We start from the raw sequence: 25,453 nt of genomic DNA on the forward strand, positions 1-25,453 counted from the left end.
CCGACTTCATCGGACTTGGGGGATAAGGGCATTCGGCGGGGGCACGGTGGCCGCTGAGGCACGTGTTCGTGCCGGGGCCGTTTCGAGGCCATCGCGCGGCGCGCCGGGGTGCCGCCGTGCGGACGCCCGGCCGCTGGAGCCGATGGCCCGTGTGCCTTTTCTTGGCGAGCAGATCGCGGCCTGCGTTCGCCGATTCGTCTTCCGTGTTCCCGGCGTACCAGGTCGCGTGCCGACCGAAAGGATGATCATGACGAGGAGATCGGAAGCGGAACTCGTGGCGGAGGCCGTGGACATCCACGACTGGGGCCCGACCGAGCCGGACGAGGAGCAGGTCCTGGTCTCGCTGGGTTACGTCCTCAACCCGGAGACCGGCGTCTACGAGCGAAGGCCCAACGGACGGAGGACCTGACATGACGGCGGAGAAGATGGTGGCCCGGGCGAGCGACGACCTCGGCCTGTCGGGGCGGCCGAATCACATCACCCGCTGGTACGCGGCCCGGCACGGCTCGGAGTTCCTGGAGGCGCCCTGGTGCGACATGGCCGTCACCTACTGGGCGCGGCACTCCGACAACGCCGCCGCGGTGCTGCCGAACGGGGATCGCGCCTACACCGTGTGGCACGCGCAGGACGGCGAGAAGCTGGGCCGCTGGCATCCGGGGACCGCCGCGAGGATCAAACAGTTCGCGCGTCCCGGCGCGCTGGTGTTCTTCGACTGGGGCGGCACCGACTCCATCGGCCGGATCGATCACATCGGCATCGTCGAGCGGAACCTCGGCGACGGCCGAGTGCAGACGATCGAGGGCAACACCGGTGACGCGTGCAAGCGACGGGTCCGGGACTCGTCGGTGATCGCCGGGTTCTGGAACCCGGACTACGGGGAGACCGAAAGCTGGACGGAGGCCATCGTGAGAGAACTCCCGCTGCTCAGGCAGGGCGACCAGGGACAGCACGTGCGCACGATGCACTACCTGATGATCGCCAGAAACGTGCCGGGACTGGCCGGCGTGAGCGACAGCACCTTCACCCCGGCCCACTCCATGGGCATCCGCGACCTGCAGAAGGCCGCGGGCATCGAGGTCGACGGCGTCGTCGGGCCACAGACCTGGCCCGTCCTGCTCTCCGTGCACTGAGCCGCGCGGCGTCGACGCCGGCCATCGATATCGCCCATTGATACCGGCCATTGATACCGGCCACGGCCCGGCGGGCCCGCACGCCCGCCGGGCCGGCGCCGCGCCTCGTGGCTCGGCGGGCATGGCCGTGGCCGCTGAAGGGGCCCGCCGTCGGCGCGGTCGTCGTCTTCGGGCGGTCGGCTCCGGGACAGGGGCTCCGGGCAAGGACATCGGGACAAGGGCATCGTCGAGCATGCCTGGATCGCGTCGGCGTGATGGGGCGACCGCTCACCTCGCCGCCTGATCGCGTTGTACGTCGCCGGGCGTTTCACCGTCCCCGAGACGCAGGCCGCGCCCACGGCCGCCTGCACGTCCCGGCATGCCCCGCGTTCGCCGCCAGGGCACTGCCGGGGTCGCCTCTCGGGCTGATCGGCGCGTTCTCATCCGTTCGGGCCGTCGGGCCTCATACCGCGCCCAGCGCCTCGGCGATGAGGACGACGCCGAAGACGGCGAAGGCGGCGGCGGCGCCGTACCGGACGAACCTCTCGGGCAGGTGACGGCCGAGCAGGGTGCCGGCGAGGATGGCGAGGGCGTCGGCGGCGACCATGCCGACGGTGGAGCCGATCCAGGTGCCGAGCCAGCCGTGTCGCGTGGCGAGGGTGATCGTGGCGAGCATGGTCTTGTCGCCGAGCTCGCTGAGGAAGAACGCCGTGCTCACGGCGAGCAGGGCGCTGCCGGTGGCGCGGGTGGCCTTGGAGGACTCGTCCTCGCTCAGTTCGTCGCCGCGCAGCGTCCACAGCGCGAAGCCGAGGAACGCCACGCCCGCCGCGATGGTGATCGCCGTGGTGGGCAGCGCCTCGCCGATCACGCCGCCGAGGGCGACGCTGAACAGGTGCACGACGGTCGTCGCGATCGTGATGCCGGTGATCACGAGCAGGGGGCGGTACCGCAGGGCGAAGGTCATCGCCATGAGCTGGCTCTTGTCGCCGAGTTCGGCCACGAAGATCACGGCCAGGCTGATCCAGAAAGCTTCCACCGGGGGCGCCCTTCCATCGGGTGCGGCCGGGCCTCGACGACGCCCCGGGGAGTGTTCGGGCACGACGGCTTCGGCCCGGCAGCGTTTGCGTACGTTGCCAGGCCGAAGGTCTCGTCCGCCCGTCCATGTGCGGGCCCGCGTGACCGGGCGCCCGGCCTTGGTACGGCCCGGCGCCAGTATGTCGATCACGCGATTGGGACTACTCCCCTTCGGTGTTCTCTGAAACTAACATCCCCCGCCGGGCGAGGATTCCCCGGGCATGGGTAAAGCCCGGCGAATGCCGTCCGAGAAGGTGCGGTTCACTGCCGATATGACCGACCTCCGCCCCGGTCGCAGTCCCGCCGCGACCAACGGCGCCTGACGGCACCAGAAGGTCGGCCGCCGGTTGGCGGCCCCGTCGGGGGGTGCCGGCTCGTTGCGGCATCGGTCGCCCCCCGCAGGGCCGCAGAGCCCGGCCGGAGGCGATTTCGGCCCCATATGCCCAGGTCACCGGGTCAGCGCGGGCTCAGAGAGTGACGCCGATCATGACCGGTTCGTTGACCAGGCGGACGCCGAACTTCGCCTCCACGCCGTCGCGGACCTCCCGCGCCAGGGCCAGCAGGTCGGCGGTCGTGGCGCGGTCGTGCGCGCCGCCGCGTCCGCCCGGGTGGGTGAGGGCGAGGGTGTGCTTGGTGGAGATGCGGACCGGGCCGCGCCGGTAGCCCTTGGGGAAGCCGGCGTGCTCGATCAGCCAGGCCGCGGGGACCTTCACCGCGCCCTCCCCCATCTCCCAGCGCGGGTAGCCGGGAACGCGCGCCTCCAGGTCGGCGGCCTCGGCGGCGGTCAGCACGGGGTTGGTGAAGAACGAGCCGGCGCTGCAGGTGTCCGGGTCGTCCGGGTCGAGGACCATGCCCTTGCTCCGGCGCAGTTCGAGCACGGCCGTGCGGGCCTCGGTGAGGCGCACGCGGTCGCCGAGCGTCACCCCGAGGCGGGTGGCCAGCTCGGCGTAGGCGATCGGGCCGGACATCGGGGAGCGCTCCAGGGCGTACGTCACGGCGAGCACGACGTAGCGGTCGAGGGCGTCCTTGAAGGCGCTGTGGCGGTAGGAGAAGCCGCAGCTCGCGGCCGGGAGGTCGAGCACGTCGGCGCGTCGCCGGTCGTAGACGCGCACGCTCACGACCGTCTGGGAGACGTCCTGGCCGTAGGCGCCGACGTTCTGGATGGGGGTGGAGCCGACGAGGCCGGGGATGCCGGACAGGCACTCGACGCCCGACCAGCCCTCGGTGACGCATCGCCGTACGAGGGCGTCCCAGTCCTCCCCCGCCTCGGCGGTGAGCAGCACCCGTCCGCCGTCCTCCACGACGGTCACGCCGGTGGAGGCGACCCGGACGACCAGGCCGTCGAAGCCGTCGTCGGCGAGCACCAGGTTGCTGCCGCCGCCGAGCACCAGCACCGGCTCGCCGGCCCGGTCGGCGTCGGCCACCAGGCGCACGATCTCCTCGGCCGTGGCCGCCTCCGCGAACGCCTTCGCCGGTCCGCCGAGGCGCAGTGTCGTGTACGGCGCGAGCCGTACCCCCTCTGATCGTCGCTCCACGGACGTCCAGCCTAGGGGGTCAGGCGGTGCGCAGCAGGCTCAGGACCCGGTCGTAGGTGCGGCGGGACTCGCGGTCGCGGTAGCCCGGATCCACGTCCTCGTGGCCGCAGTGGCGCTCGGCGTGCACCGGCAGGCCCGTGGCCGGGACGATCTTGCGGCCGGGCAGGCCGAGGAAGAACTCCAGGTCGGCGTTGCGGTGGTAGCGGGCCTCGGCGGGGAAGCCGCCCGCCTCCAGGGCGCGGTCGCGGCGTACGGCGAAAAGGTGGCCGAGCAGGGCCCGCACCTCGCCGGGGCCGGCGTCGTGCCAGTCGTGGCCGTCCTCGCCGGGATCGACGCCCCGCCAGCCCGCCGCGACGACATCCCCCGTCAGCGCCTCGGCCAAGGGGGTCAGCGCGTCGCCGTCGAGGATCGTGGAGGTCTCCATGACGACGTGCACGTCGGCGTCGTCCATGTGCAGCAGTTTGGTGCGGGCGGCGCCCCAGCCGGCCGTGCCGCCGCGCCAGTGCGGGGTCTCGGCCACGTGCCAGTCGTCGATCCGGCCCGGGTGCTTGGCGGCGAGCTCGTGCAGCACGGTCCCCGCGCCGTCGATGTTGCCGAGGTCGAGGGCGAGGATCCGGGCGTCGGTGTGCGCCACGATGCCGTCGACGCATTTACGCACGTCGGACGGCCGGCCGTCGATGATCAGCCCGACGGTGACGCGGTCGGTCGCCTCGGTCGCGTGACCGGCCCCGGCGACGTCGACGCTCTCGTTGATCCGCGACGTCGCCAGGCTGCCGTCCCAGAGCACCTGGGCGGCGACCGTCTCCTCGGTGCCGACGGCGGCTGCGGCGTTCTCCTTGCGGCCGGTACGCCCGGGCTCGTCCCGCCTGTCTTCGGCGAGCGCCGGGACGGGCAGGGAGGCGACGGCGGGCCAGACGGGGAACGGCGGCTTGGGGGCGAGTTCGAAGCCCTCGTCGGTGTCGCGGACCAGCCAGCCCGCCTCCTCGATCGCGGCGCGCAGCACGTCGGCCTGGGCGTAGTCGCGGTCGGCCCGCGCCCGGGCCCGCTGCTCGGCGAGCCCGCGCACGTGCGTGGGTGGTTGGGTGGGTGGTTGGGTGGTTCGGTGGGTGGTCGGTTCGCTCACGTCCGCACCGCTACCCACGGCGCCGCCGGCTAGCCCTGGTCCGGGCGTCTTCGCAGGCGGGAGGCGGGGCGGGGCGGCGGGCCGTGATCGTCAGGCGAGCCGGACGACCGCGCGGGCCTTGGAGAGCACGCGGGAGCCGCCGGACTTGGCGGTGAGGACGATGACGGCCTTGTTGTCCTCGAGCTTGCTCTCCACGACGCCGCTGACGGTGATGACGGCGCCCTCCTCGTCGTCGGGGACGACCACCATGGAGGAGAAGCGCACGCCGTAGTCGAGCACGGCGCCGGGGTCGCCGACCCAGTCGGTGACGAAGCGGCTGCCCTGGGCCATCGTGTACATGCCGTGGGCGATGACGTCGGGCAGGCCGACGGCCTTGGCGAAGCGCTCGTTCCAGTGGATGGGGTTGAAGTCGCCGGAGGCGCCGGCGTACTTGACCAGGTCCACCCGGCGCACGCGATAGTCGACCGCGGGGATCTCCTGGCCGACCTCGACCTCGTCGTACTTGATCGTCGCGGTCATCTCAGGCGGCCCCTCCGCGCTCGACGATGGTGTTGTAGGTCGTGCAGACCAGCTCCCCGTCGGCGGCGGTGACCTCGCTCTTCACGGTGAGGAACTCGTTGCGGCCCACGCTGCGGATCTCACTGATCATCGAGGTGTGCCGCAGCTCGTCGCCGGCGTAGATGGGGCGGCGGTACTCGAAGCGCTGCTCGCCGTGGACCACCATGGCGAAGTTGAGGCCGAGGTCGGGGTCGGCGAGGGCCTCGCCGGCTCCGGCGAGGGTGAACACGATGGGGAACGTCGGGGGGGCGACCACATCGGGGTGTCCGGCGGCCTTCGCCGCCTCCCGGTCCAGGTAGATGGGGTTGTCGTCGCCGATCGCCGCGGCGAACTCCCTGATCTTCACCCTGGACACCTCGTACGGCGCGGCGCACGGATAGCTGCGCCCGATGAAGTCCCGATTCAAGGCCATCGTGTCGGTGCCCCCTCGTGAACTCGGCATTTGACGAGGCCGACGGTTACAGAACAACGTTCGGCCCGGTCTCGTTCACGAGAACGTTAGCCGAGGGACGGGATGTCGCCGGATGCCCGCGCCCGCCAAGATCTGGCGAGCGGATCTGTCCGCGAACGACAAACCGGCGTCCACCCGCGAGGGGCTCCGCCGGTTCGCGAATCGGGTCAGCGGGTCTCGCGGTGCGGCTGGTGGCGCTTGCAGTTCGGGCAGTACTTCTTCAGCTCGAGCCGGTCGGGGTCGTTCCGCCGGTTCTTCCGCGTGATGTAGTTGCGGTGCTTGCACTCCTGGCAGGCCAGCGTGATCTTCGGCCTAACGTCTGTGGCAGCCACGTGGGGAGTGCCTTTCTGATTCGGGACACATGGACAACCCAAACCTGATCGTCCCGTGACGGGTGATCAGGAAGGGTAGTAGCGGAGGCCGGACTTGAACCGGCGACACAGCGATTATGAGCCGCTTGCTCTGCCTGACTGAGCTACTCCGCCTTGGGGCCGGTGAAGCCTACCGGCCTGGTTAGGATACCCGACCCGAACAGCTTTCCAGCACGGCGCTGGTGCCGACCGATCGCGGCTGGGATCCACATCCGGGAACGCCCCGGAGCCCCCGCTCACGCCAAAAGGCCCACTCGAATCACCGTTCAAGTAGACCCTCCGGACGTGGAGCCCCTTTACGGAATCGAACCGTAGACCTTCTCCTTACCATGGAGACGCTCTGCCGACTGAGCTAAAGGGGCCTGTCCTGCGGGCTTCGCGCCCCGGACAGGTGTAACCATACACGGACCGCGCCCACTACGCGAAATCAAATACGTCCCCGCCCGGGACCGGCTCGTCCGGACCCGGCCCGACCTCGGGTTTCGCCCGCGTCGGCGGCTCGGCGGCCGCCGCCGGGCGCAGCGTCACGACCTCGCACAGTTCGGCCAGGTCGACGAGCCGGGCGACCTCCTCCACCGAGCGGCAGTCCGCGACGGGCCGGCCGTGCCGGCGCACCCGCAGCACCTGACGTCCGTCGAGCACCCCGGGCACCACCTCGTACCCGTCGGGTCCCACCCATCGCACGTCCATACCGACACAGACTATGCGTTTCTCCCCAACAGCCACCCAAGACATCCCGAGTCTCGCCATTCAGGCTTGGTATGGCTCCTAGTGACGCCCAAGTCCTGATTAAGACCGCTCCCGCATCGTGGTTCCACACCGCAGCCCCGGCCGACCGGGCCGGGCCCGACCCACGAGGGAGACCCATGTCCAAAACCGACGCCCGCCCCAACCTGATCGGCTTCCGCTGCGCCCACCGCACCATGCGCGGCGACACCCGCCTGCTCGCTCACGCGATCGCCGCCGTCGCCGACGGAACCGACCCGTGCGACCAGGCCCGCGCCGAGGCCGTCGCCGAGTACGTCGCGAAGGTCTGCGCGGGCATCCATCACCACCACACGCTGGAGGACAACAGCTTGTGGCCGATCCTGGAGCGCGCGGCCGGGGCGATCGTGGACCTGAGCGAGCTCACCGAGGACCACGGCCAGCTCGACCCGCTGCTCGACGAGATCACCGAGACGGCCCGGCTGTTCGCCCGCGACCGTACGGCCGCGCCCCGCCTCGCCAAGTCCCTGGGCGAGCTGGCCGACCTGCTCGACGAGCACATCGAGGAGGAGGAGCGCACGATCTTCCCGATCATCGACGCGTACGTCTCCGTCGAGGACTGGGAGAGGCTCGAGGCCGAGGTGCGCCGCGGCGGCGACATACGCTTCGAGCTGCCGCGGATCGAGCGCTACGCCCGCCCCGAGGAGCTCGCCGAGCTGCGCAGGGCGGCCGGTCCGGTGCTGGCCGCGCTGATGGCCCTGTTCCGCCGCGGCTTCCGGCGGCGTCACCGGCTCGTCTTCGGCAGCCTCTCCGACGCCTGACGCGCCCGCCGCTCCCAGTGCGGCGACCCGACGGCCCGGGCGACCTCGGCGGCGACGGCGTAGTGCCCGGCCGCCGCGTCGGCACGGCCCAGCAGCTCGGCGACCTCCCCCAGCGTGTGCGCCACCGGCCCGGCCGTGACCGAGCCGCTGTGCAGCCCGGCGAGCTCCCGCTCCCAGGGCAGCAGCAACGCGTAGCAGTCCCGCGCCGTCTCCTTGTCGCCGAGGGCGACCGCGACCTCGGCGCGCAGGGCGTACCGCAGCAGCCAGTAGTAGTCCTCCTGCGGCACCCGGCGCGGCAGCCAGACGTCCCGGGCCTCGTCGAGGCGCCCGGCCGCCACCAGCACCCGCGCGAGGAAGTCGGCGACCCCCGCGGGGGCGATCTCGTACATCATGCGGAGCTCGGCGAGCGACTCGCCGCCCCCGCCCCGGGCGAGGCGCACCATCATCCGGCCCAGCACGCCCATCGGCACGGCGTTCACCGCGCCGGCCCGCAGCATCCGGTCGGCCGCCTCGGTGTACGCCCGTTCGGCCCGGTCGAACTCCCCCTTGATCACCAGGTTCAGCGTGTCGAGATAGGACAAAATCATCAGGGTCAGGCCGAGCTGGCCGCTGGTGGAGTGTTCCAGGGCGCGGTCGGCGTGGTGGCGGGCCGCGGCGAGGTCGCAGCGTCCCAGGCTGACCATGAACAGCGCGTGGTGGCCCTGCATCTGGTATCCGGGCATGCCGGCCGCCGCGCCGAGCTCGATCAGCTCTCGCCCGATCGCCTCCAGCTCGTCGCGGCGGCGGGGGGCGAGCACGAGGAAGTACCGGGCGTTGAGGGCGAGGCAGATCAGCGCCGGGTCGCCGATCCGGCGCGCGATGTCGAGCGCCTCCGCCGACGCCGTCTCGCAGTCCTCGGCCTTGAGGCCCTCCAGCTCGAAGGTGAGCGCGGCGAGGAGGCGGCATCGGGTCGCGTCGTCATGGGCGGCGTCGAGCGCCTCCCGCAGGGCGGCGACGATGACCTCGTCCATCTGGTTAAGCGGCTTAAGGGTCCAGGTCACCGGCGCGTCGTACGCGGTGAGCGCCCGTGCGGCCAGCCCCGGATCGCCCAGCCGCCGGGCGACGGCCAGCGCCTCGGCCCTGGCCTCCAGCGCGCCGTGCACGTTTCCGGCGTGGCCCCGGGACGAGGTCAGCGAGCACAGCAGGTCCAGCCGGACGCGGTCGTCCCGCTCCCGTTCGGCGGGCGTGCCCGCGGCGAGGCCGAGCGCCGTGAGCGCGCCCTCCAACAGGGCCGCCGCCTCGGAGTGGGCGTACATGCGGGCGGCCTCGGCGGCGGCCTTCGCGGCGTACTCGACGGCCTTGCCCGCCGTGTTCGTGGTCGCGGCGGCGAGGGCGTGGTGACCGAGCGCGGCCACGTCGCCGGGCCGTACCCGCTCCACCGCCGCCAGGGCCCTGGCGTGCAGCCGGGAGCGGCGCAGCCGCGGGATGTCCTCGTACAGGGTCTCCCTGACCAGCACGTGGGTGAACCGCACCCGGCCGGGCAGCGGCTCGGTCAGCAGGCCGGTGACCACGCCCGCCTCCAGGCCGGTCAGCACGCCCTCCTCGTCCTCGTCGTGCATGGCGATCAGGACGTCGGCGTCCACGTCCCGGCCGAGCACGGCCGCGTGCCTGAGCATGGTCTGCGCGGCGGCGGGGAGGCGGGCGACGCGCCGCCGGATGAGATCCCGTACGCCGGGCGGCAGCGCCCCGGCCGCGGCCAGCCCCTCGACGGCGAGCACCCGGGCGATCTCGCGGACGAACAGCGGGTTGCCGCCCGTGCGTTCGGCGACCTTGGCGACGGTGGCGTCGTCCACGGCGGTTCCGGAACGTTCCCGCAGCAGCAGCGCCACCTCCTGCGTGGTCAGTCCGGGCAGCGGGAGGTGCTCGGCGACCGCGCCGGCGAGCGCCGCCCAGGTGGCGGCGAGCCCGTCGGTGGTCTCGGTGGGGCGGTGGGTGGCGAGCACGAGCAGCGGCGCGGCGGCGAGCTGGACCGCCAGGTGGCGCAGCAGGCGCAGCGTCTCCTCGTCGCCGCGGTGCAGGTCCTCAAGCACGATCAGCAGCGGCCCGGCGGCGGCCACGTCCTGCAGGTACTCGCCGATGGCGCGGGCGACGGCGAACCGGCCCTCGCCCGCCGCCTCGTCGTCGAGCAGGGGGGCGAGCCGCTCGTGCAGGTCCGGGCGGATCGGGCAGGTCTCGGCGAGGGTGCGCACGATCTCGCTCCACGCCCAGGCGGGCGGCGCGCCTCCGTCGGTCTCGGGGCACCGCCCGGTCGCCGCGTTCCAGCCCTTGCCGCGCAGCCGCCTGGCGATCTCCTCGGCCAGGACGCTCTTGCCCAGGCCCGCCTCGCCGCCGAGCCACACGACGCGGAAGCCGTGGGCCGTGGCCTGGCCGGCAACGCCCTCCAACCGGTCGATCTCGCCCGTCCTGCCGATCAGCCCGGGGGACGCCGGCGTGGAGTCGGCGCGGGGGACTGCGGGCGGCGGCGGTGCGGCGTCCGCAGGCATTCGCGTCCGTGTCAGCGGCGGCGACGGCGCGGACGGCGGGGGCGGGGCGGTGCGCGGGGCCGCGGCGAGCTGCAGCGACGGGGCCTGGGCGAGGATGTCGGCCTCCAGCGCGCGCAGCGCGGGCCCCGGGTCGACGCCGAGCTCGTCGGCGAGCGCGGAGCGGACCGCGCGTAGCGCCGCCAGCGCGTCGCCCTGGCGGCCGGAGCGATAGTAGGCGAGGGCGAGCAGCCTGGTGGCGTTCTCCCGCAGCGGGTGGTCGGCGACGTGGCGCTCCAGGTCGGGGACGGTCTCGGCGTGGCGGCCCAGCTCCAGCGCGGCCTCGGCGCGGCGTTCCAGCGCGACCAGGCGCAGCTCCTCCAGTTGGGCGGCCTCGGGCGCGGCCCACTCCTCGGCGGCGAACTCGGCGTACGCGGGCCCCTCCCACAGGCCGAGCGCCTCGTCGAGCGCGGCGACGGCGCGCGCCGGGTCCCGCTCGGCGAACGCGGCCTCGGCCAGGGCGCGGAACCGCCAGGCGTCCACGTCCTCGGCGGCGAGGTTGAGCCGGTAGCCGGGGGCGGCGCTCACCAGGACGGTGGCGGGGGTGCGGGGCCGCCGATCGGGTTCGAGCGCCCGCCGCAGGTTGGAGATGTAGACCTGGAGGGTGGCCAGGGCCTTCGGCGGCGGCTGGCCCCGCCACAGGTCCTCGATGAACCGGTCGGTGGACACGACCTGACCCCCGGCGCACACCAGCCGGGCGACGACGGCGCGCTGCCGCGCCGGGCCGAGGTCGGCGGGCGCGCCGACCACCTCCCCCGCAGGGGACCGAGAACGCGCAAACGCACCACGGCACCCGAGCATAAGGGCATAAGTCGCAATCAGTATTTGCCGCCGTTTATTGACATCTATCGGTATCAACTGGGCAACCAGAGAGTGCGGAAGGGGGCCTGCATCAGGAGGACCAATGCACGTGAGCCTGGCGACCGAGGCGGCACCGAGGGGAACCTACCCACGCGGGGCCAACGGGGACGCCCCGGATGATCCACCGGGCGGTAGGGCACCGGGCGTGAAAGGCAGGGAGAACGAGGACTTCGTGGCGGCGACGTCGGACGCGATCGTCCTGCTCGACGGCGCCGGGCCGTCCCCGGGGCAGCGCTCCGGCTGCTCGCACGGCGTGCCGTGGTACGTGCGCTCGCTCGGGGCCGTGCTGCTCAGCGAGCTGTCCCAGTCCTCCTGGCCGCTCACCCAGATCCTCTCCCGGGCGATCAAGCACGTCACCTCGCTGCACGACTTCACCTGCGAGCTGACCCGGCCCGGCGCCCCGGCGGCGTCGGTGGTGATGATGCGCAGGACCTGCGACGCGGTGGAGTTCCTCGTGCTGGCCGACGCGGTGATCGTGCTGGACGTGGGCGTGCCCGAGCCGCTGGTCATCTCCGACCAGCGGGTGGACCTGGTGGCCGATCTCTACCGCTCGGCGGCGGAGTCCCCCCTCGCCGGTACGGCCGAGCACGCGCGGGCCCTGCGCGACTACCAGGAGGCGATGCGCGGGCACCGCGACCGGGACTACTGGGTGGCCTCGATCGACCCGCTCGCGGCCGACCAGGCGCTGACGGGCTCGGTGCCGCTCGACCAGGTGCGGGCGGTCGCGCTGCTGTCGGACGGCGCGGCCCGGCTGGTCGATCGGTTCGAGCTGGCGTCCTGGCGGCAGTTGCTGGCGCTGCTGGCCAGGCATGGCGCGCGGGAGGCGATCCGGCACGTCAGGGCCGCCGAGGAGGCGGACAGGACCGGTGAGCGGTGGCCGCGGGCGACGGTGCACGACGATGCCACGGTGGCCTACTGGGAACCGTCGTAACGGAAATATCCGATAAATCCCTTCACGGCGTCGAGGCGGTCCACGCGGACGCGCGTACCCGTACGCAACGCGTTGATCATCCTCCCGCCGCCGATGAAGATCCCCACATGGCTGGTCCGCGGCCTGCCGCGCTTGGCCGTACCGAAGAAGACCAGGTCACCGGGCCGCGCGAGGTGCGCGGGCACCCGCCGGAGCAGGCGGATGTGGTCGTCGGTGTTGCCGGGGCCGAGCACGTCCCGCCCGAACGCCAGCCGGTACACCCACCGGGCCAGTCCCGAGCAGTCCAGCCCGACGGTCGCCTCGGCCGGGCAGGGCTGCACCGAGCCGCGGTAGCCCTGGCACGTTCCGGTGGACGGCCCCGGCGCGGAGGCGTGCCCGCCGCCCCAGGAGTAGGGGACGCGCCCGCCCGGCCAGTCGGGCGCGGGGTACCCGAGCATGATCTCGTAGGCGATCGTGACCGCCCTCGGCAGCTCCCCGCCGCGGATTCGCGTCGATCCCGCCGCGCCGACCAGCACCGTCGCCAGGACGACGGCCAGGACCGCGCGCCGGCGCCGCACGGTCGTCATTGCTTCGCCCCGACGTCGTACCAGCTGCGGTAGAGCATCCGGTTGTACCAGTCCTGGTACGGGATCGACTCGGCGGAGAACACCGGATACAGCCACCAGAAGTTGATCACGGCGAGCAGGGCGAACGCGCCCACGGCGGACGCGCCGAAGAGCCTGCGGGTCGTCAGCGACACCCGCCCGATCATCAGCCCGGCCGTCAGCGCGAGCGCGATGATCATGAAGGGGAGCGAGGGCAGGGCGTAGAAGATGAACATCGTGCGCTGGTCGGCGATCGCGAAGTAGACCCAGGGCCCGATGCCCGCCGCGTACGCCAGCAGCACGGTGCCGGCCCGCCAGTCCCGGGTGGCCGCGAACCACGCGATCATGACGATCAGGGCGAGGATCCCGGCGTACCAGATGACCGGGGTGCCGACGCCGAGCACCTCCTGCGAGCACGACTCGACGCCGCAGGTCCGCTTCGACTCGTAGAAGAACGGCACCGGCCGCAGCAGGAACGGCCACGACCACGGCTGGGACTCGTAGTCGTGCGGCGAGGACAGGCCGGTGTGGAAGGCCAGCGCCTCGCGGTGGTAGGCGGCGAGCGAGCGGATCGAGTCGACGACGAAGTGCACCGGCCCCTGCGCGGTGGCCCGGTCCCAGTCGCGTCCCCAGCCGCCGTCGGAGGCGAACCAGCCCGTCCAGCTCAGCAGGTAGACGGCGGCGGGCAGCAGGCCCAGGGCGGCGACCAGGCCGAGCCCGCCGCGGGTCACCGCGCCGACGTACGGGCGTCGCACGGCCAGGGCGCGGCGCGCGCCCGCGTCCCAGATCAGGACGAGCACGGCGAACGCGATCAGGAAGTAGCCGCCGCTCCACTTCGTCGCGACCGCGGCGCCCAGGCACAGCCCCGCGAGGATCAGCCACGGGCGCGGTCCGATCGTCGGGCCGGTGTCGGGGCCGTCGGGCCTGACCCGGCGTCCCAGGCGGAGGCGGGTGCGGTCGCGGTCGGCGATGAGGCAGGCGAACGCGGCCAGCACCCAGAAGGTCAGGAAGATGTCGAGCAGCGCGGACCGGCTCAGCACGAAGTGCAGGCCGTCGAGGGCGAGCAGGAATCCGGCGAGGCACCCCAGCAGGGTCGATCGGGTCATCCTGCGGGTGACCCGGACGAGGATCAGGATCGACAGGGTTCCGGCGAGGGCCGCGGCGAACCGCCAGCCGAAGGGGGTGACGCCGAACAGCCACTCCCCCGCGGCGATCATCCACTTGCCGAGCGGGGGATGCACGACGTAGTCGGCGCAGTCGGCGGTGTGCTCGGGCGCGCACTGGACGAAGATGTCGGTGTTCCCGGCGATCAGGCGGCGGTCGGCGATCGGGTCCTCGGCCGTGCCCAGCGTTTTGCGGGCGACGCCGTACCGGAGGAGGGAGTAGCCCTCCTTGGCGTAGTACGTCTCGTCGAACATGACGGCCCACGGCCGGTCCAGCGCGACGAACCGGAGGACAGCCCCGAACAGCGCGACGACCACGGCGCCCAGCCAGCCCCACACGGGCTTGTCCGGCATCGGCGGCACCAGTCGCCGCGCGGCCTCGGGCCGCTGGTCGGTCCCGTTCCCGGCGTAAAGAACGCCCCCGCTCGCAGCCATCCGGCCATCCTACGTACGGCACTGCGGAACGTAAGCGGAATTACCACAACATAACCAGTCAGGCCACCTCGGCCGGTTCGTCAGTCCGTTGCAAGGCGTCGCCATCGGCCTGCAATGCGCCGTCAAGGAGCGTGAAAGAGGCCCGGCACACACTACTGCCAAGCCAGGAAGAAAAGGAAACACCCCCATGATCGGCACTCGAACCCTCACCGGACTCGTCCTCGTCGCCGGCGCCCTCGCCCTCTCCCCCCTCGCCACCGCCCACGCCGCCACCGCCCACGCCGCCACCGGTAACGCCGCCCACGCCGACACCGCCGCCGTCACCGCCGAGACCTCGGCCGCCAAGAACTGGGGTGTCTACTACGCTCCCGGCCGCAAGGCCAAGGCCTACGGCACGATCTGGGCGGCCCCGAAGAACGACCCGAGCGAGCCCACCTCGCTGGTGAAGGTCCGCGGCAAGGTCGTCGACCGGACGCTCAAGGGCAACGGCTGCGGCTGGGCCGTCTTCCGCGTCTCCTACGGCGACGGCAAGGGCGGCGTGCCGAACACCCTGCGCACCTTCACCACCTGCAAGTACGGCAAGGCGAAGGACATCGCCTTCGACTTCAAGAACGTCTACCAGGTCGAGCTCAAGGTCTGCTCCGAGCCGAAGGCCGCCAAGCCCTCGCTGAACTGCCTCTACGCCGGCTCCTGGAAGTCCCTGTACGTCTACTTCAAGTAGGACGTCTGCTTCGAGTAGGACGCCGAGCCCTTCGGCGGGCCATGTCCATATCAGTCGCGGGCAGGACGGACGACCGTTCTGCCCGCGCCCCTTTTTCGCCTGTTCGAACCCTTCCGGCGATCAGGAGCGGAGGTTGTCGCCCCAGCCGGACTGCACCATGGTCTGGAACCTCCACTTACCGTCGTTCTTGATCAGCAGATCGGCGTACCGCGTCCGCGTGCTGCCGCCCTCCCAGGTCATCGTCGCCTCGGTGATCACGACGACGAGGCCGGCGGACAGGAAGTGCGGGGTGCGGACGGACTCCATCCGCACGTCCCCGCCGCCTCCCATGACCTGCGCCATCGTCTCCACGTACCGCTCGCGCGTCCACTGGGCCGCCACCCCCTCGCCCGCGGAGTCGTCGCTCACCACGTTGAGCGGGAAGACGGCCATGTCGGCCAGTCGCTCGATGTCCGCCTTCGCGGCCAAGGCGTCGTACTCGCGGAACCACGCCTCCACGCTCGCCCGGTCCTCGTCGGTGGGGACGTAGGGCTCCGCCACGGGGGCCGCTTCCATGCGCCTCATCTCCGTACGCAGTATTATGTTTACGTCGTACGGAGTTTAGAGGCACGGCAGGGCACCGTCAAAGCCCTATCCACCTCGGCCCGGCGAGCGGCGAGCCGTACTCGACGGCCCTCCGGCGTCAGATCCTGTCCGCCTCGCTGTGGGAGCTTTCGAGCGCGCGGGCGAGGGTCTCGGCGTCGAAGGCCCCGGTGTGGCGCCGGCCGTTGACGAAGAAGGTCGGGGTGCCGCGGGCGCCGCTCGCCTCGGCGCTGGCGATGTCGGCCCGCACCCGCTCGGCGGTCTCGTCGGAGCCGAGGTCGCGCAGGAACTTCTCGACGTCCAGCCCGATCTTGGCGGCGTAGCCGGCGAGGTCCTCGTACTCGAGCTGATCCTGGTGGCCGAACATCTCGTCGTGCATCTCCCAAAAGCGCCCCTGCAGGTCGGCCGCGATCGCGGCGCGGGCGGCCAGTTCGGCGTGCGGGTGGACGTCGGGCAGCGGCAGGTGCCGGAAGACGTACCGCAGGTCGTCGCCGAAGCGCTTTCTCAGCTCACGGGTGACGCCGGTGGCCCGGGCGCAGAACGGGCACTCGAAGTCGCCGTACTCGACCAGCGTGTACGGCGCGTCCACGGGACCCCTGATGTGATCGACGCCCACCTCGACCGGCCGGTCGAGCACCCGGGGCAGATCCGCGTCGACCTGCCCCTTGAAGGTCGCGTACGCCCAGAACACCAGCCATCCCAGCAGGGTCGCGATCACCGCGGCCAGCAGCACCCCGACGACCGCCTCGTCATGCATCACCGGGTCGGCGAAGGCGATGCCGGCGATCAGCAGCGAGACCGTGAACCCGATCCCCGACAACGCGGCGCCGCCGAGCACGTGCCCGGGCCCCACCCCCTGCGGCAGGTTGCCCAGCCCGAGTCGGGAGGCGATCAGGGCGCTCCCGCCGACGCCCACGAGCTTGCCGCCGGCCAGGGCGAGAACCACTCCCCAGGTGATCGGCGAGGTCAGCGCCTGCCCCAGCACCCCGCCGCGCAGATCGACGCCCGCGTTGGCGAGCGCGAACAGCGGCACCACGAGGTAGCTGACCCACGGGTGCAGCATCACCTGCAGCCGCTCGTTCACCGAGACCGCCCGCTCCACCTCAAGCCGGGCCGACCGTCCCACATCCACCAGCGGCGACTGCCGGAAGGCGCGGAAGCTGCGGGCCGCGCTCTCCACCTGGTCCCGGGCGGGGGCGCGCGCCGCGATCAGCAGGCCGCCGAGCATGCCGGCGATCGTCCCGTGCAGCCCCGACGCATGGGTCGCCAGCCACAGCGCCACCCCGACGATCGTGTACGGCGCGGCCCGCCACACCCGCAGGCGGCTCAGCAGCGCCATCGCGCCGCACAGCACCACCATGGCGGCGATCGCGGGCCAGTGCAGTTCCTCGGAGTAGACCAGCCCGATCACGCTCACCGCCACGATGTCGTCGATCACCGTGAAGATCAGCAGAAACATGCGCAGTTGCGTGGCGAACCTCGGCCCCACCAGCGCGAGCGCGCCGAGCATGAACGCGGTGTCCGTCCCGATGACCACCCCCCATCCGCCGGTGGCCTCGCCCCCCGGCGCGATCGACAGGTACGTCAGCGCGGGCACGAGGATCCCGCCGAGCGCGGCCACGATCGGGACGGCTGCGCGCCGCGGGTTCGTCAGCTCGCCGATGGAGAACTCCCGCCGCACCTCCAGCCCGACGACGAAGAAGAACAGCGCCATCAGGCCGTCGTTCAGCCAGTGCCCGAGGTTCATCTCCAGGCCGGCGTCGGAAAACGACACCGATGCCTTGGTGGCCCACAGCGCCTCGTACAGCCCGGACCAGGGCGAATTCGCCCACACCACGGCCAGCACGGTGGCCGCGAGCAGCAACCCCGCGCTCCCCGCCTCCGTGCCCATGAAGCGCCGCACCGGCCCGGAGAGCTGCGCCAGCAGCGCCGCCTTCCCCGCCCGCGTCTCCGAATCCGCCTGCCTGTTGATGCGCAACGCCATTCGCAACCCGCCATGTTCGCCATCGCCCGGACCTAGAGCCTAAAACGCCCCGGTTCGTGAATGTTTTCCGAGCGCTGGCGTGACACCGGCCACGATGAGCGCCACACGGCGGGCGTTCCCGGCCGTGGCCGGACGACGAGTCGCGCGGCTCACCCGCCCGGCAGGGCCGCCCGAGCGGGGCAGCCGATCAGAACCGCTCGATCGCGACCGGGACTCAGCGGTCGATGCGGCCGACGCCGCACACCCCGGGGATGTCTCTGAGGGTGGACGGGTCGAGGGGGACGACGCCGTCGTCTCGCCGGGTCGGCGACGGCGGGTCGCCGAGGCTCCAGTCGGCTAGGTACGTGAGGCCGGTGCCCACCGGGGTGAGCCCCTCGAAGAAGCGGGCGACCTCCGCCAGGGAGCGCAGGGTGATCCCGGAGTTGGCGCGGTTGTAGACCGCGACGGCCTCCTGCTGGGCGCCCTTGATCCTCTCGGCGGTGGTGGCGTGGGAGAGGACCACGTACGACCCCGAGGGCAGGGCGTCGTACAGGGTGGAGGCGATCCGGGCGGCCTCGTCGGTGTCGTCGATGAAGTGCAGCACGGCCACCAGCAGCAGCGCGACCGGCTGGGAGAAGTCGATGTGCTCGCGCAGCTCACGCCGCTCCAGCAGGGCGCGCGGGTCGCGCAGGTCGCCCTCGATGACGGTGGTGTTGGGCGTGGTCGCCAGCAGCGCCTCGGCGTGCACCCGCACCAGCGGGTCGTTGTCCACGTACACGACCCGGACGTCTTTGTCGATGCTCTGCGCCACCTCGTGCACGTTCTGCTGGGTGGGCAGCCCCGAACCGATGTCGATGAACTGCCGGATGCCGGCCGTCTCGACGAGCCACCGCACCGAGTCGATCAGGAAGCGCCGGTTGACCCGGGCCACGTTCCGTACCTGCGGCATGACCTTGATGATCTGCTCGGCCGCCTCACGGTCGGCGGCGTAGTTGCTCTTCCCGCCGAGGAAGTAGTCGTACATCCGCGCCACGTGCGGCGTGGAGGTGTCGATGTCCGGCGGCGGCTGCTCGCCCGTGCCCTGCGGAGACGGCCCACCCGGTACGGCGTTCGCCGAATTCTCGCCGCCGGTTTCACTCTTCGACACGAACGAACCTCCTCGCCGCCCACGAGGGGCTCCCGGCCACGATGGCCTCCCGCGTACCGGCCCTTTCCGTGGCCCCCACGGCCCCGAAATCCTTTGCCCCATTATTGCCGACCCAACAGACGATTCCGACGAAAGCGACCGTCTGGAAAGCCCGCCACAGCCCTCCGCAATCTACTCAAAGCGACCATCTCGGGATATTCGTCGTGGACAGCCGATGGACGAGATGATTTTGGTCTGGCCCGAGACACATGATCGTCCCGCCGATCCTCGTCCTCGCCCTAGTCTGCCGAAGTCGAGTGGGTGGCCGACGAGTTCCTCGGCACGTCGCCGTACGACCGTCGCCATGGACGGCGGCCCGGTAGCGACGTCGGCCACGCGACGTCGTCGATCGCGAGCCACGGCGCGGCGGCCACGGCCGCGGGCGTGAGCCCGGCGAACGTCCTGGTTTCGCGGTGGAGGTGGGACTGGTCGACGTAGCCGCTCTCGGCGGCGACGCTCGCGGCGGCGTGCCCCGCCGCCAGAAGGTGGGCCGCGTGATCGAACCGCATCAGGCGGGCGGCCCGCTTGGGGCTGACGCCGAGCTGGGAGCGGAAGCGCGACCACAGGCGCTTGCGGCTCCAGCCGACCTCGTCCGCCAGGCCCTCGACGCGTACGCGTCCCCGCAGGCCGCGCATCCGGCGCCAGAGGTGGATCACCTCCGGATCGGCGGACGCGCGTGCGTGCAGTCGTCGGCCGAGCATGGCCGCCGCGATCGCGAACCGTTCGTCCCACGACGCGGCCGCGCGCAGCCTGGCCTCGGCTCGTCCCGCGTCACGGCTCCAGACGTCGGCGAGGGACACCGCCGTTGCGCCGAGGTCGGCCGCCGCGCCGAAGACCGCGGCCGCCGCGGCCGGCTCCAACCGGATCTGCAGGCATGCGCCGACACCGCGGCCGACCACGCGAAACCGGCCGGGAAGCAGGCCCACGACGACGCTGCCGCGCTCCCGTCGGCCGTCGACGTCGTAGACGATGCCCTCGCCGTCGCTCAGGTCGATGATCAGGGTGACGGAGGGATGCGCGATCATGGCGATGTCCACGAGGTCGGGAACGCGCTGGTGAAACCCGGCCATGCGGATCCCCGGCAGCCGGATCTCCGGGCGCGGGACTGCGACGTCCACCCGCGTCCAGTCGGGTGGTGCCTCGATCGACGGCACGGTGACCAGTCTAGATCTCAGGTGTCACGGGGCGGGGCGCCCGCCGTCGCCGTGAAGTCCAGCACCAGTTTGCCGGTCGGCTCGGGCGCCTCCAGCATGGGGGTGTGCCCGACGCCGGGCAGCAGTTCGACCCGTGCGCCCGGCACCGCGCCGTACCGGTGCGCCGAGGACGGCTCCCAGCGGGGGTCGGCGTCGCCGAAGATCACCAGCACGGGGACGTCGAGGGCGGCGAGCCGCTCGGGCAGGCTCCGCTCGGCGATGTACTCCATGTTCCGGCGAAGCGTCGTCCGCAGAGCGCGGTACTTGATGGCCCGCATACCGGCGACCGCCTCGTCCGGCACGTCCACCGGGCCCGCGGCCGTCGCCTGGATTCCGCCACGGATCATCGCGTTCGAACGCAGCGGCCACAGGAGCGGGCCGAGCGGCGGCGCGAGCAGGATCCGCAGGAGGAGCGGCTCCGGCAGGAACGCGTCCGGGCCGGGCCCGCTGCTGATCAGCGTGATCGACTTCACCAGGTCGGGGCGTTGCTCGGCAAGCGCGGTGGCGATGTAGCCGCCGCTGGAGTGCGCGGCCACGGCGACGCGACGAAGGTCGAGCTCGTCCAGCAGCGCCGCCACCCGTGCCGCCTGCATGGGCACCTCGTACGACGACGCGGGTGGGGACTGCCCACAGCCGGGCAGGTCGATCCGGATCACGTGATGGCGTTCGGCGAGCGCCGGGACCATCGGTTTCCAGAAGCCGCCCGAGGCCCCCGATCCGTGGATGAGCAGCAGCGGCGGCGCCTGCCGCGAACCGTCGTGGACCACATGCATCCGATGCCCGTGCTTGGTCGCGTGCTTCCTCATGCCACGCATGATGCGCGGACCGCCGTACCTCGGTCTTGGACAAATGTCGCGCCCCGGCACGCATTCCCATGCCCATGCCCGGCATGCCGGAGACCGGCGCTTTCACCGGCGAGCGGCCTCAGAACGCGTACCGGACCCGGCAGTAAGGGAGCTTGGCGGCGAGCAGGCCGGTGAGGGCGGCGACGTATCGCCCCTTTTGACCGGTCCGGTAGCGCACGTTCCGGCCGCTGGTCTCGGACCGTTTGGCCTGTTGGAGCTCCGGCCGCCAGAGCACCTCCTCCGCCTTCGGATGCCACCCCAGGTTGATCTCATGGAGCCGCTCGTTGTGGGTAAGGAAGATCACCTCGGCGGCGAGCTGAGCACGCGCCTCGGGAGACAACGCGTCGTCGAGCCGCTCGAACAACTCGGCCCAGTCCTCCAGCCAGCCGTCCCGCACCACCACCGGGCTCAGGTTGACGTGCACTTCATACCCGGCCGCCACGAAGTCGTCGATGGCGGCCATGCGCTCGGCGATCGGCGACGTACGGATGTCCAGCAGCTTGGCGTCGGCGGCGGGCATGAGACTGAAGCGGACACGCGTACGCCCTCGCGGGTCCCAGTCGAGCAGGTCCCGGTTGACGTACTTGGTGGCGAAACTGGCCTTGGCGTTCGGCAGGCCGCGGAACAGCTCCACCAGGTCGCGCACATTCTCCGAGATCATGGCGTCGACCGAGCAGTCGGAGTTCTCCCCGATGTCGTACACCCAGAGACGAGGATCGACCTGGTTGGGCTCAAGCTTGTCGCCCTGACGGCCCGCGTGCCGCCGCAGATAACCGCTGATCTTCTCGATGTTGGCGAACACCGTGATCGGATTGCTGTAGCCCTTGCGGCGCGGCACGTAACAGTAGGCGCAGGCCATCGCACACCCGTTCGCCGTCGACGGGGCGATGAAGTCGGCCGAACGCCCGTTGGGACGCGCGGTCAGCGACTTCTTGATCCCGAGCACGAGCGCCTCGGTCTTGATCCGCACCCACCGCGCCACATTAACCTCATCCCCGTACAACTCGGGAATGCGATGGTGACTCTCGATCTCGACGATCTCGGCCCCAGGAAAACGATCGAGAATCTCGCGCCCGCGCGGCAGCGCGGCCGCCTCCGGCTCCGCGTAGACGCGCCGAATGTCGAGGAGCGCACTCACTGCCGCTCCGGCTGGTCCATGGGACAACAATATGCGGTCCTGGAAGCAAGTTGCCAGGTCAGGACGGGTGCGCCACACCTGCGGCAGTGCTCGCGCTTATACACCCACCGCTCGGACGGCGCGTCCGGATCACTCACCACCTGCCCGGCGTCCCTGCCGAGGGCGAGGTACTCGACCGCGATGTCCCACAGCCTCCCGGCGGCCCCGGCCCCAAGGCCACGAGCCCCCGGATGCAGGTCGGCGAGGAAGAGCAACTCGGCCCGCCAGGCGTTCCCGATCCCGGACCAGACCCTCTGATCGAGCACGGCCGCGCCCACCGGCCCGTTGAAGCCGGTCAGCCGCACGACCGCCTCATCCCGTACGGCGTCCGCACGCAGCGGATCGGGCCCAAGCGACCCGCGCAACGCGGCCACCTCGGCCGCAGACATCACCTCACACCGCGCCGGCGCGATGAGGTCGTACGCCACCTCGTCGGTCGCCAGCCGCAGCCGCGTCCCACGCCGCGACGGCGTACCGGGGTCGTCGTACCGCAGAAAAAGCCCCTGCATCCCCAAATGCACATGCACGATGGGCGCATCCTCGAAGTGGTAGAGCAGATGCTTGCCGATCGCCTCCACCCCGGTGAGCACCCGCCCATCCCACGGCCGCGCGTCGAACCGCCCCTGCGGCCCGGCCGCCCGCACCGCCCGCCCGGCGAGGTCCGCATGCTGCTCGGCCGCGTGACGATGGATGAGATGTCCTTCCGGCATGCCCGATGAACTACCCCGTGACCTGCACCGACGCGCATCGTGAATGTCGTCGTAAATGTCAAGGTGCTGCCCGGCGCGGCCGGTTACGCGCCGACATCCGTCGGCGCCAGCGTCGTGTGGGCCATGGAAGCCAGGAGGCGGAGCTTCTCGTCGCTCTCGCTGCCCTGATCAGCGTAGTAAAGCACCAGGAGCAGGCCGTCCACGGGCAGTTTGTCGCGGTGCAGGCGCAGCTCGCCGACGACGGGATGGTTCACGGTGGTGGTCCCGCCGTCGAGGGTGCGGATGTCGTGGCGCGCCCAGAGCGTTCCAAACAGCTCGCTCGACAGGGAGAGCTCCCCCACCAGTTCCACGAACCGCGGATTGTCGATGTCGTCCGTCGCCGACTTTCTGAAGGCGGCGATGAACCCTTCGGCCGAGCGCATCCAGTCCTGCTGAAACGCCTGTTCCTCGGGATCGAGCAGCAGCGACCTCAAACGGTTGTACCCGGGCTGCAGACGCGGAGAGAGCGCGACCGCGAGCCGGTTGGACGCGAGCACATCAAACGCGCGCCCCTCCACAAAGGCCGGAATCTGTACGCTCGCCAGGAGCTGGTGCAACCGTGGGGGAACCCGTTCGGGCTTCCTACGCCTCCGGTGCCTGGGGCGCGCGGCGGCCAAGCTGAGAAGGTACTCCTGTTCGACCTCATCGAGCTGCAAGACGCGCGCGAGGGATTCGAGCACCTGCGGCGACGGATTCTTGTCGCGTCCACGCTCCAGCCGCAGATAGTAGTCGGCGCTGATGCCCGCAAGCATGGCCACCTCTTCCCGGCGAAGCCCCGGAACGCGCCGGTTCGGCCCCGGCCGAAGCCCGGCTTGCTGCGGGGTGACCAGCGCCCGCCGGGCACGAAGGTAGCCGCCGAGCAGGTTCGCGCGGTTGTCGTCGCTCACACCCGCCATCGTATTTCGGGCATTCCCCCCAAGGGTGGCCCTGACAGGACCCCGGAAAACGGGGGCACTGCCGTGGCCGAGTGAACGAATCAACACTGAAGACGCCGCCGCACGGAACCGTCACCCACGACCGCGCCAGCGGCTTCGTCGCTGACCCATCCCGTCCTGACCAGGAGCAATAAATGGACATCGCCAACCGCACCGTCTTCATCGCCGGCGCGACCTCGGGAATCGGTCTCGAACTCGCTCGACGCTTCGCCGCGGCCGGAAGCTCCGTCATCATCGGCGGCCGGCGAGCCGACCTGCTCGACCGGCTCGCGACCGAGGGATTCGACACCGTCCGCATCGACGTAACCGACCAGGACAGCGTCGCCCATGCCCGCGACACAATCCTCGGCAGCCACCCCGGCCTCGACACAATCGTGACGATGTCCGGGATCGGCACCCGCGAGGACCTACGCGATCCCGCACACTTCAGTGCCGCGCAGCAAATAATCGACACCAACCTCCTCGGCACCATCCGCGTCATCGACGCGTTCACCCCGCACCTGGTCGGGCGCGGTACCGGCACCATCATCACCGTCAGCTCGGGCATCGGCTTCCTACCGTTCCCGCTCATGCCGACCTACGGGGCGTCAAAGGCCGCCGTACACGCCTACACCGAGGCGTTGCGCGCGCAACTGAACGGCACAGGCGTCGAGGTATCCGAGCTCATTCCCCCGGCTGTCGCCACCACGCCCGAGCAAACGCAACTCAACCCCGCCGCACTCCCCCTCGCCGACTTCGCCACCGAGGTGATGGACCTACTCAAGGCCAACCCCACCCCCCACGAGATCCTCGTCAAGGGCGTGCTAATGCACCGGTGGGCCGAGCGCGACGGCACCTACGCCGACCTGGTCGCCCAGCGGTCACGAGCGCTCGCCACGCTGCCAGGCCGTCAGTAAGCCTCGGCCGCAGGTAGCGCCCCCTCGACCCCGTACGGTCGAGAGCTAGAAGGCGGCCCGCCATGCGCGCGGCGTCGATACTGCGGGTCCATGCGCGCTCTCGGTGGGACCGAGCTCGGCTGTGGGCTTCCTCGGCTCCCTGCGAGAGCTCGACCGCCTGGCCGTCGCCGAGTGCGCCGGCTCTTCGGCTTTGCGGGCGAGCAACCATGCGCGGGTCGCGTCGTCGCCTCCGGCCGGGAGGAACCGCTGGGCGCGTCGGATGTGCCCGACGGCCTCGGGGCCGGTGGTGGCGTACGACCGATAGGCGTAGATGCATGCCTGTGATGACGCGGTGTCCTGACCGTCGAAGCAGTGTGTTGGCCCAGATGCATCAGTACATGGATTGACATCGTCAGGGCTTCTCCGACACCTTCGCCTGGATCGCCCCGTCCTCCATTCCCGCGTTCGTCGCCGCCCAACTGCTCGGGAGCGTGAGGCCAGGAAGAAATACGAGCTGGCTAAGTTGGAGTTGGCGGATGCGCTTCACCTCGATAATGAGGAAGCCCAAGATCTCTTGGCCGCGTTCAAGCCGCCCAGTTAGAGGGACACGGCTACTTGCGGCCACGACGACATCTGCGGAGCTGTAATGGCAGATCTGATCGAGGTGCGCGTAACGACAAGCGTGCGAGCGGAGGCCGACGCCATCTGTTCCAGGGTCGTGGCTCGGCGTCTGGCCGCCTGTGCTCAGGTGGTTGCGCCCATCTCGTCTACCTATCGGTGGGGTGGTGAGGTTCAGCGGGCGGAGGAGTGGTTCCTGCTGATGAAGACGACTGCCGATCGCTTCGGGGACCTTGTGTCGCCGGATCTTGAAAGCTGACCCCCTGGGGTACTTTGAAAGTTAACCCCCCTCCGAGATCTTGGAGGGTGCTGAAAGTGGAGGACTGGGCC

General features: G+C 71.3%; 25 protein-coding genes and 2 tRNA genes. 7 read left to right on the forward strand and 20 right to left on the reverse strand.

Annotation, left to right across the window (positions count from 1 at the left end; all coding sequences use genetic code 11):
* Nucleotides 1-247: 247 nt before the first annotated feature.
* Nucleotides 248-409 carry a hypothetical protein gene (locus AB0K60_RS29445; protein ID WP_364062202.1) on the forward strand — a complete coding sequence of 54 codons (162 nt, stop codon included), beginning with the start codon at nt 248-250 and terminating at the stop codon, nt 407-409.
* Nucleotide 410: 1 nt separating this feature from the next.
* The gene (locus AB0K60_RS29450) at nt 411-1,130 is read left to right on the forward strand and encodes a CHAP domain-containing protein (RefSeq protein WP_364062205.1); all 720 of its coding nucleotides are present in this window, start codon (nt 411-413) and stop codon (nt 1,128-1,130) included.
* A 442-nt stretch (nt 1,131-1,572) separates the two neighbouring features.
* Here the strand turns inward: AB0K60_RS29450 and AB0K60_RS29455 are convergent, their stop codons facing one another.
* The 9 genes from AB0K60_RS29455 to AB0K60_RS29495 all read right to left on the reverse strand — a co-directional run bounded on the left by AB0K60_RS29455 (nt 1,573) and on the right by AB0K60_RS29495 (nt 6,911).
* Nucleotides 1,573-2,145 (reverse strand): TMEM165/GDT1 family protein, encoded by a 573-nt coding sequence (locus tag AB0K60_RS29455; protein ID WP_364062208.1) that lies wholly within the window; start codon nt 2,143-2,145, stop codon nt 1,573-1,575.
* Nucleotides 2,146-2,650: 505 nt separating this feature from the next.
* Nucleotides 2,651-3,718 carry a UDP-N-acetylmuramate dehydrogenase gene (locus tag AB0K60_RS29460; RefSeq protein WP_364062211.1) on the reverse strand — a complete coding sequence of 356 codons (1,068 nt, stop codon included), beginning with the start codon at nt 3,716-3,718 and terminating at the stop codon, nt 2,651-2,653.
* Between the two features lie 19 nt (nt 3,719-3,737).
* On the reverse strand, nt 3,738-4,841 hold the full coding sequence (locus AB0K60_RS29465; protein ID WP_364062214.1) for a hypothetical protein: 1,104 nt from the start codon (nt 4,839-4,841) through the stop codon (nt 3,738-3,740).
* Between the two features lie 90 nt (nt 4,842-4,931).
* Complete coding sequence (locus tag AB0K60_RS29470) at nt 4,932-5,360, reverse strand: MaoC family dehydratase (protein WP_364062217.1); 429 nt, start codon at nt 5,358-5,360, stop codon at nt 4,932-4,934.
* 1 nt (nt 5,361) lies between these two features.
* Nucleotides 5,362-5,811 carry a MaoC family dehydratase N-terminal domain-containing protein gene (locus tag AB0K60_RS29475; protein ID WP_364062220.1) on the reverse strand — a complete coding sequence of 150 codons (450 nt, stop codon included), beginning with the start codon at nt 5,809-5,811 and terminating at the stop codon, nt 5,362-5,364.
* Nucleotides 5,812-6,017: 206 nt separating this feature from the next.
* Nucleotides 6,018-6,182 (reverse strand): 50S ribosomal protein L33, encoded by a 165-nt coding sequence (rpmG, locus tag AB0K60_RS29480; protein WP_093258876.1) that lies wholly within the window; start codon nt 6,180-6,182, stop codon nt 6,018-6,020.
* A 79-nt stretch (nt 6,183-6,261) separates the two neighbouring features.
* Nucleotides 6,262-6,335, reverse strand: a tRNA-Met gene (locus tag AB0K60_RS29485).
* Between the two features lie 172 nt (nt 6,336-6,507).
* Nucleotides 6,508-6,583, reverse strand: a tRNA-Thr gene (locus AB0K60_RS29490).
* A 55-nt stretch (nt 6,584-6,638) separates the two neighbouring features.
* The gene (locus AB0K60_RS29495) at nt 6,639-6,911 is read right to left on the reverse strand and encodes a transposase (protein WP_364062224.1); all 273 of its coding nucleotides are present in this window, start codon (nt 6,909-6,911) and stop codon (nt 6,639-6,641) included.
* A 176-nt stretch (nt 6,912-7,087) separates the two neighbouring features.
* Between AB0K60_RS29495 and AB0K60_RS29500 the strand changes: the two genes are divergently transcribed.
* The gene (locus AB0K60_RS29500; protein WP_364062227.1) at nt 7,088-7,747 is read left to right on the forward strand and encodes a hemerythrin domain-containing protein; all 660 of its coding nucleotides are present in this window, start codon (nt 7,088-7,090) and stop codon (nt 7,745-7,747) included.
* Here AB0K60_RS29500 and AB0K60_RS29505 read toward each other — a convergent pair.
* Entirely contained in the window at nt 7,711-11,055 is a 3,345-nt protein-coding gene (locus AB0K60_RS29505) for a BTAD domain-containing putative transcriptional regulator (RefSeq protein WP_364062230.1), read from the reverse strand. The genes AB0K60_RS29500 and AB0K60_RS29505 overlap by 37 nt on opposite strands.
* Before the next feature lie 256 nt (nt 11,056-11,311).
* Between AB0K60_RS29505 and AB0K60_RS29510 the strand changes: the two genes are divergently transcribed.
* A complete protein-coding gene (locus AB0K60_RS29510) occupies nt 11,312-12,097 on the forward strand; it encodes an integrase (RefSeq protein WP_364062233.1) in 786 nt (261 codons plus the stop codon).
* On the opposite strand, the gene AB0K60_RS29515 is transcribed toward AB0K60_RS29510, so the two are convergent.
* Together AB0K60_RS29515 and AB0K60_RS29520 are read right to left on the reverse strand one after the other, a co-directional pair.
* Nucleotides 12,079-12,663: a C40 family peptidase gene (locus AB0K60_RS29515; RefSeq protein ID WP_364062236.1), complete on the reverse strand. Its 585-nt coding sequence runs from the start codon at nt 12,661-12,663 to the stop codon at nt 12,079-12,081. The two genes, AB0K60_RS29510 and AB0K60_RS29515, sit on opposite strands and share 19 nt — an antisense overlap.
* Nucleotides 12,660-14,279, reverse strand: a complete 1,620-nt coding sequence (locus AB0K60_RS29520) for a phospholipid carrier-dependent glycosyltransferase (protein WP_364062239.1) — start codon at nt 14,277-14,279, stop codon at nt 12,660-12,662. Before AB0K60_RS29520 ends, AB0K60_RS29515 begins: the two co-directional genes overlap by 4 nt.
* Before the next feature lie 187 nt (nt 14,280-14,466).
* Here AB0K60_RS29520 and AB0K60_RS29525 point away from each other — a divergent pair, with 187 nt between their 5' ends.
* Entirely contained in the window at nt 14,467-15,000 is a 534-nt protein-coding gene (locus AB0K60_RS29525; protein ID WP_364062242.1) for a hypothetical protein, read from the forward strand.
* A 120-nt stretch (nt 15,001-15,120) separates the two neighbouring features.
* Here the strand turns inward: AB0K60_RS29525 and AB0K60_RS29530 are convergent, their stop codons facing one another.
* The 8 genes from AB0K60_RS29530 to AB0K60_RS29565 form a co-directional block, all read right to left on the reverse strand.
* Nucleotides 15,121-15,555, reverse strand: a complete 435-nt coding sequence (locus tag AB0K60_RS29530; protein ID WP_364062245.1) for a nuclear transport factor 2 family protein — start codon at nt 15,553-15,555, stop codon at nt 15,121-15,123.
* 127 nt (nt 15,556-15,682) lie between these two features.
* A complete protein-coding gene (nhaA, locus tag AB0K60_RS29535) occupies nt 15,683-17,566 on the reverse strand; it encodes a Na+/H+ antiporter NhaA (RefSeq protein ID WP_364062248.1) in 1,884 nt (627 codons plus the stop codon).
* Nucleotides 17,567-17,780: 214 nt separating this feature from the next.
* Nucleotides 17,781-18,692: an SAM-dependent methyltransferase gene (locus tag AB0K60_RS29540; protein ID WP_364062251.1), complete on the reverse strand. Its 912-nt coding sequence runs from the start codon at nt 18,690-18,692 to the stop codon at nt 17,781-17,783.
* 278 nt (nt 18,693-18,970) lie between these two features.
* Nucleotides 18,971-19,885, reverse strand: a complete 915-nt coding sequence (locus tag AB0K60_RS29545) for a helix-turn-helix domain-containing protein (RefSeq protein ID WP_364062254.1) — start codon at nt 19,883-19,885, stop codon at nt 18,971-18,973.
* 17 nt (nt 19,886-19,902) lie between these two features.
* The gene (locus AB0K60_RS29550) at nt 19,903-20,730 is read right to left on the reverse strand and encodes an alpha/beta hydrolase (protein WP_364062257.1); all 828 of its coding nucleotides are present in this window, start codon (nt 20,728-20,730) and stop codon (nt 19,903-19,905) included.
* Between the two features lie 118 nt (nt 20,731-20,848).
* Nucleotides 20,849-21,907, reverse strand: a complete 1,059-nt coding sequence (locus tag AB0K60_RS29555; RefSeq protein WP_364062260.1) for a spore photoproduct lyase family protein — start codon at nt 21,905-21,907, stop codon at nt 20,849-20,851.
* Entirely contained in the window at nt 21,904-22,656 is a 753-nt protein-coding gene (locus tag AB0K60_RS29560; RefSeq protein ID WP_364062263.1) for a DNA-formamidopyrimidine glycosylase family protein, read from the reverse strand. Before AB0K60_RS29560 ends, AB0K60_RS29555 begins: the two co-directional genes overlap by 4 nt.
* A gap of 83 nt (nt 22,657-22,739) precedes the next feature.
* Nucleotides 22,740-23,582 carry a helix-turn-helix transcriptional regulator gene (locus tag AB0K60_RS29565; RefSeq protein ID WP_364062266.1) on the reverse strand — a complete coding sequence of 281 codons (843 nt, stop codon included), beginning with the start codon at nt 23,580-23,582 and terminating at the stop codon, nt 22,740-22,742.
* A gap of 182 nt (nt 23,583-23,764) precedes the next feature.
* Between AB0K60_RS29565 and AB0K60_RS29570 the strand changes: the two genes are divergently transcribed.
* Together AB0K60_RS29570 and cutA are read left to right on the forward strand one after the other, a co-directional pair.
* Complete coding sequence (locus AB0K60_RS29570) at nt 23,765-24,526, forward strand: SDR family NAD(P)-dependent oxidoreductase (protein ID WP_364062269.1); 762 nt, start codon at nt 23,765-23,767, stop codon at nt 24,524-24,526.
* Nucleotides 24,527-25,151: 625 nt separating this feature from the next.
* A complete protein-coding gene (gene cutA / locus AB0K60_RS29575; RefSeq protein ID WP_364062272.1) occupies nt 25,152-25,382 on the forward strand; it encodes a divalent cation tolerance protein CutA in 231 nt (76 codons plus the stop codon).
* Nucleotides 25,383-25,453: the final 71 nt, after the last annotated feature.

It is taken from the genome of Thermopolyspora sp. NPDC052614, assembly GCF_040678635.1.
In the GTDB taxonomy this organism is placed as follows: Bacteria; Actinomycetota; Actinomycetes; order Streptosporangiales; family Streptosporangiaceae; genus Thermopolyspora.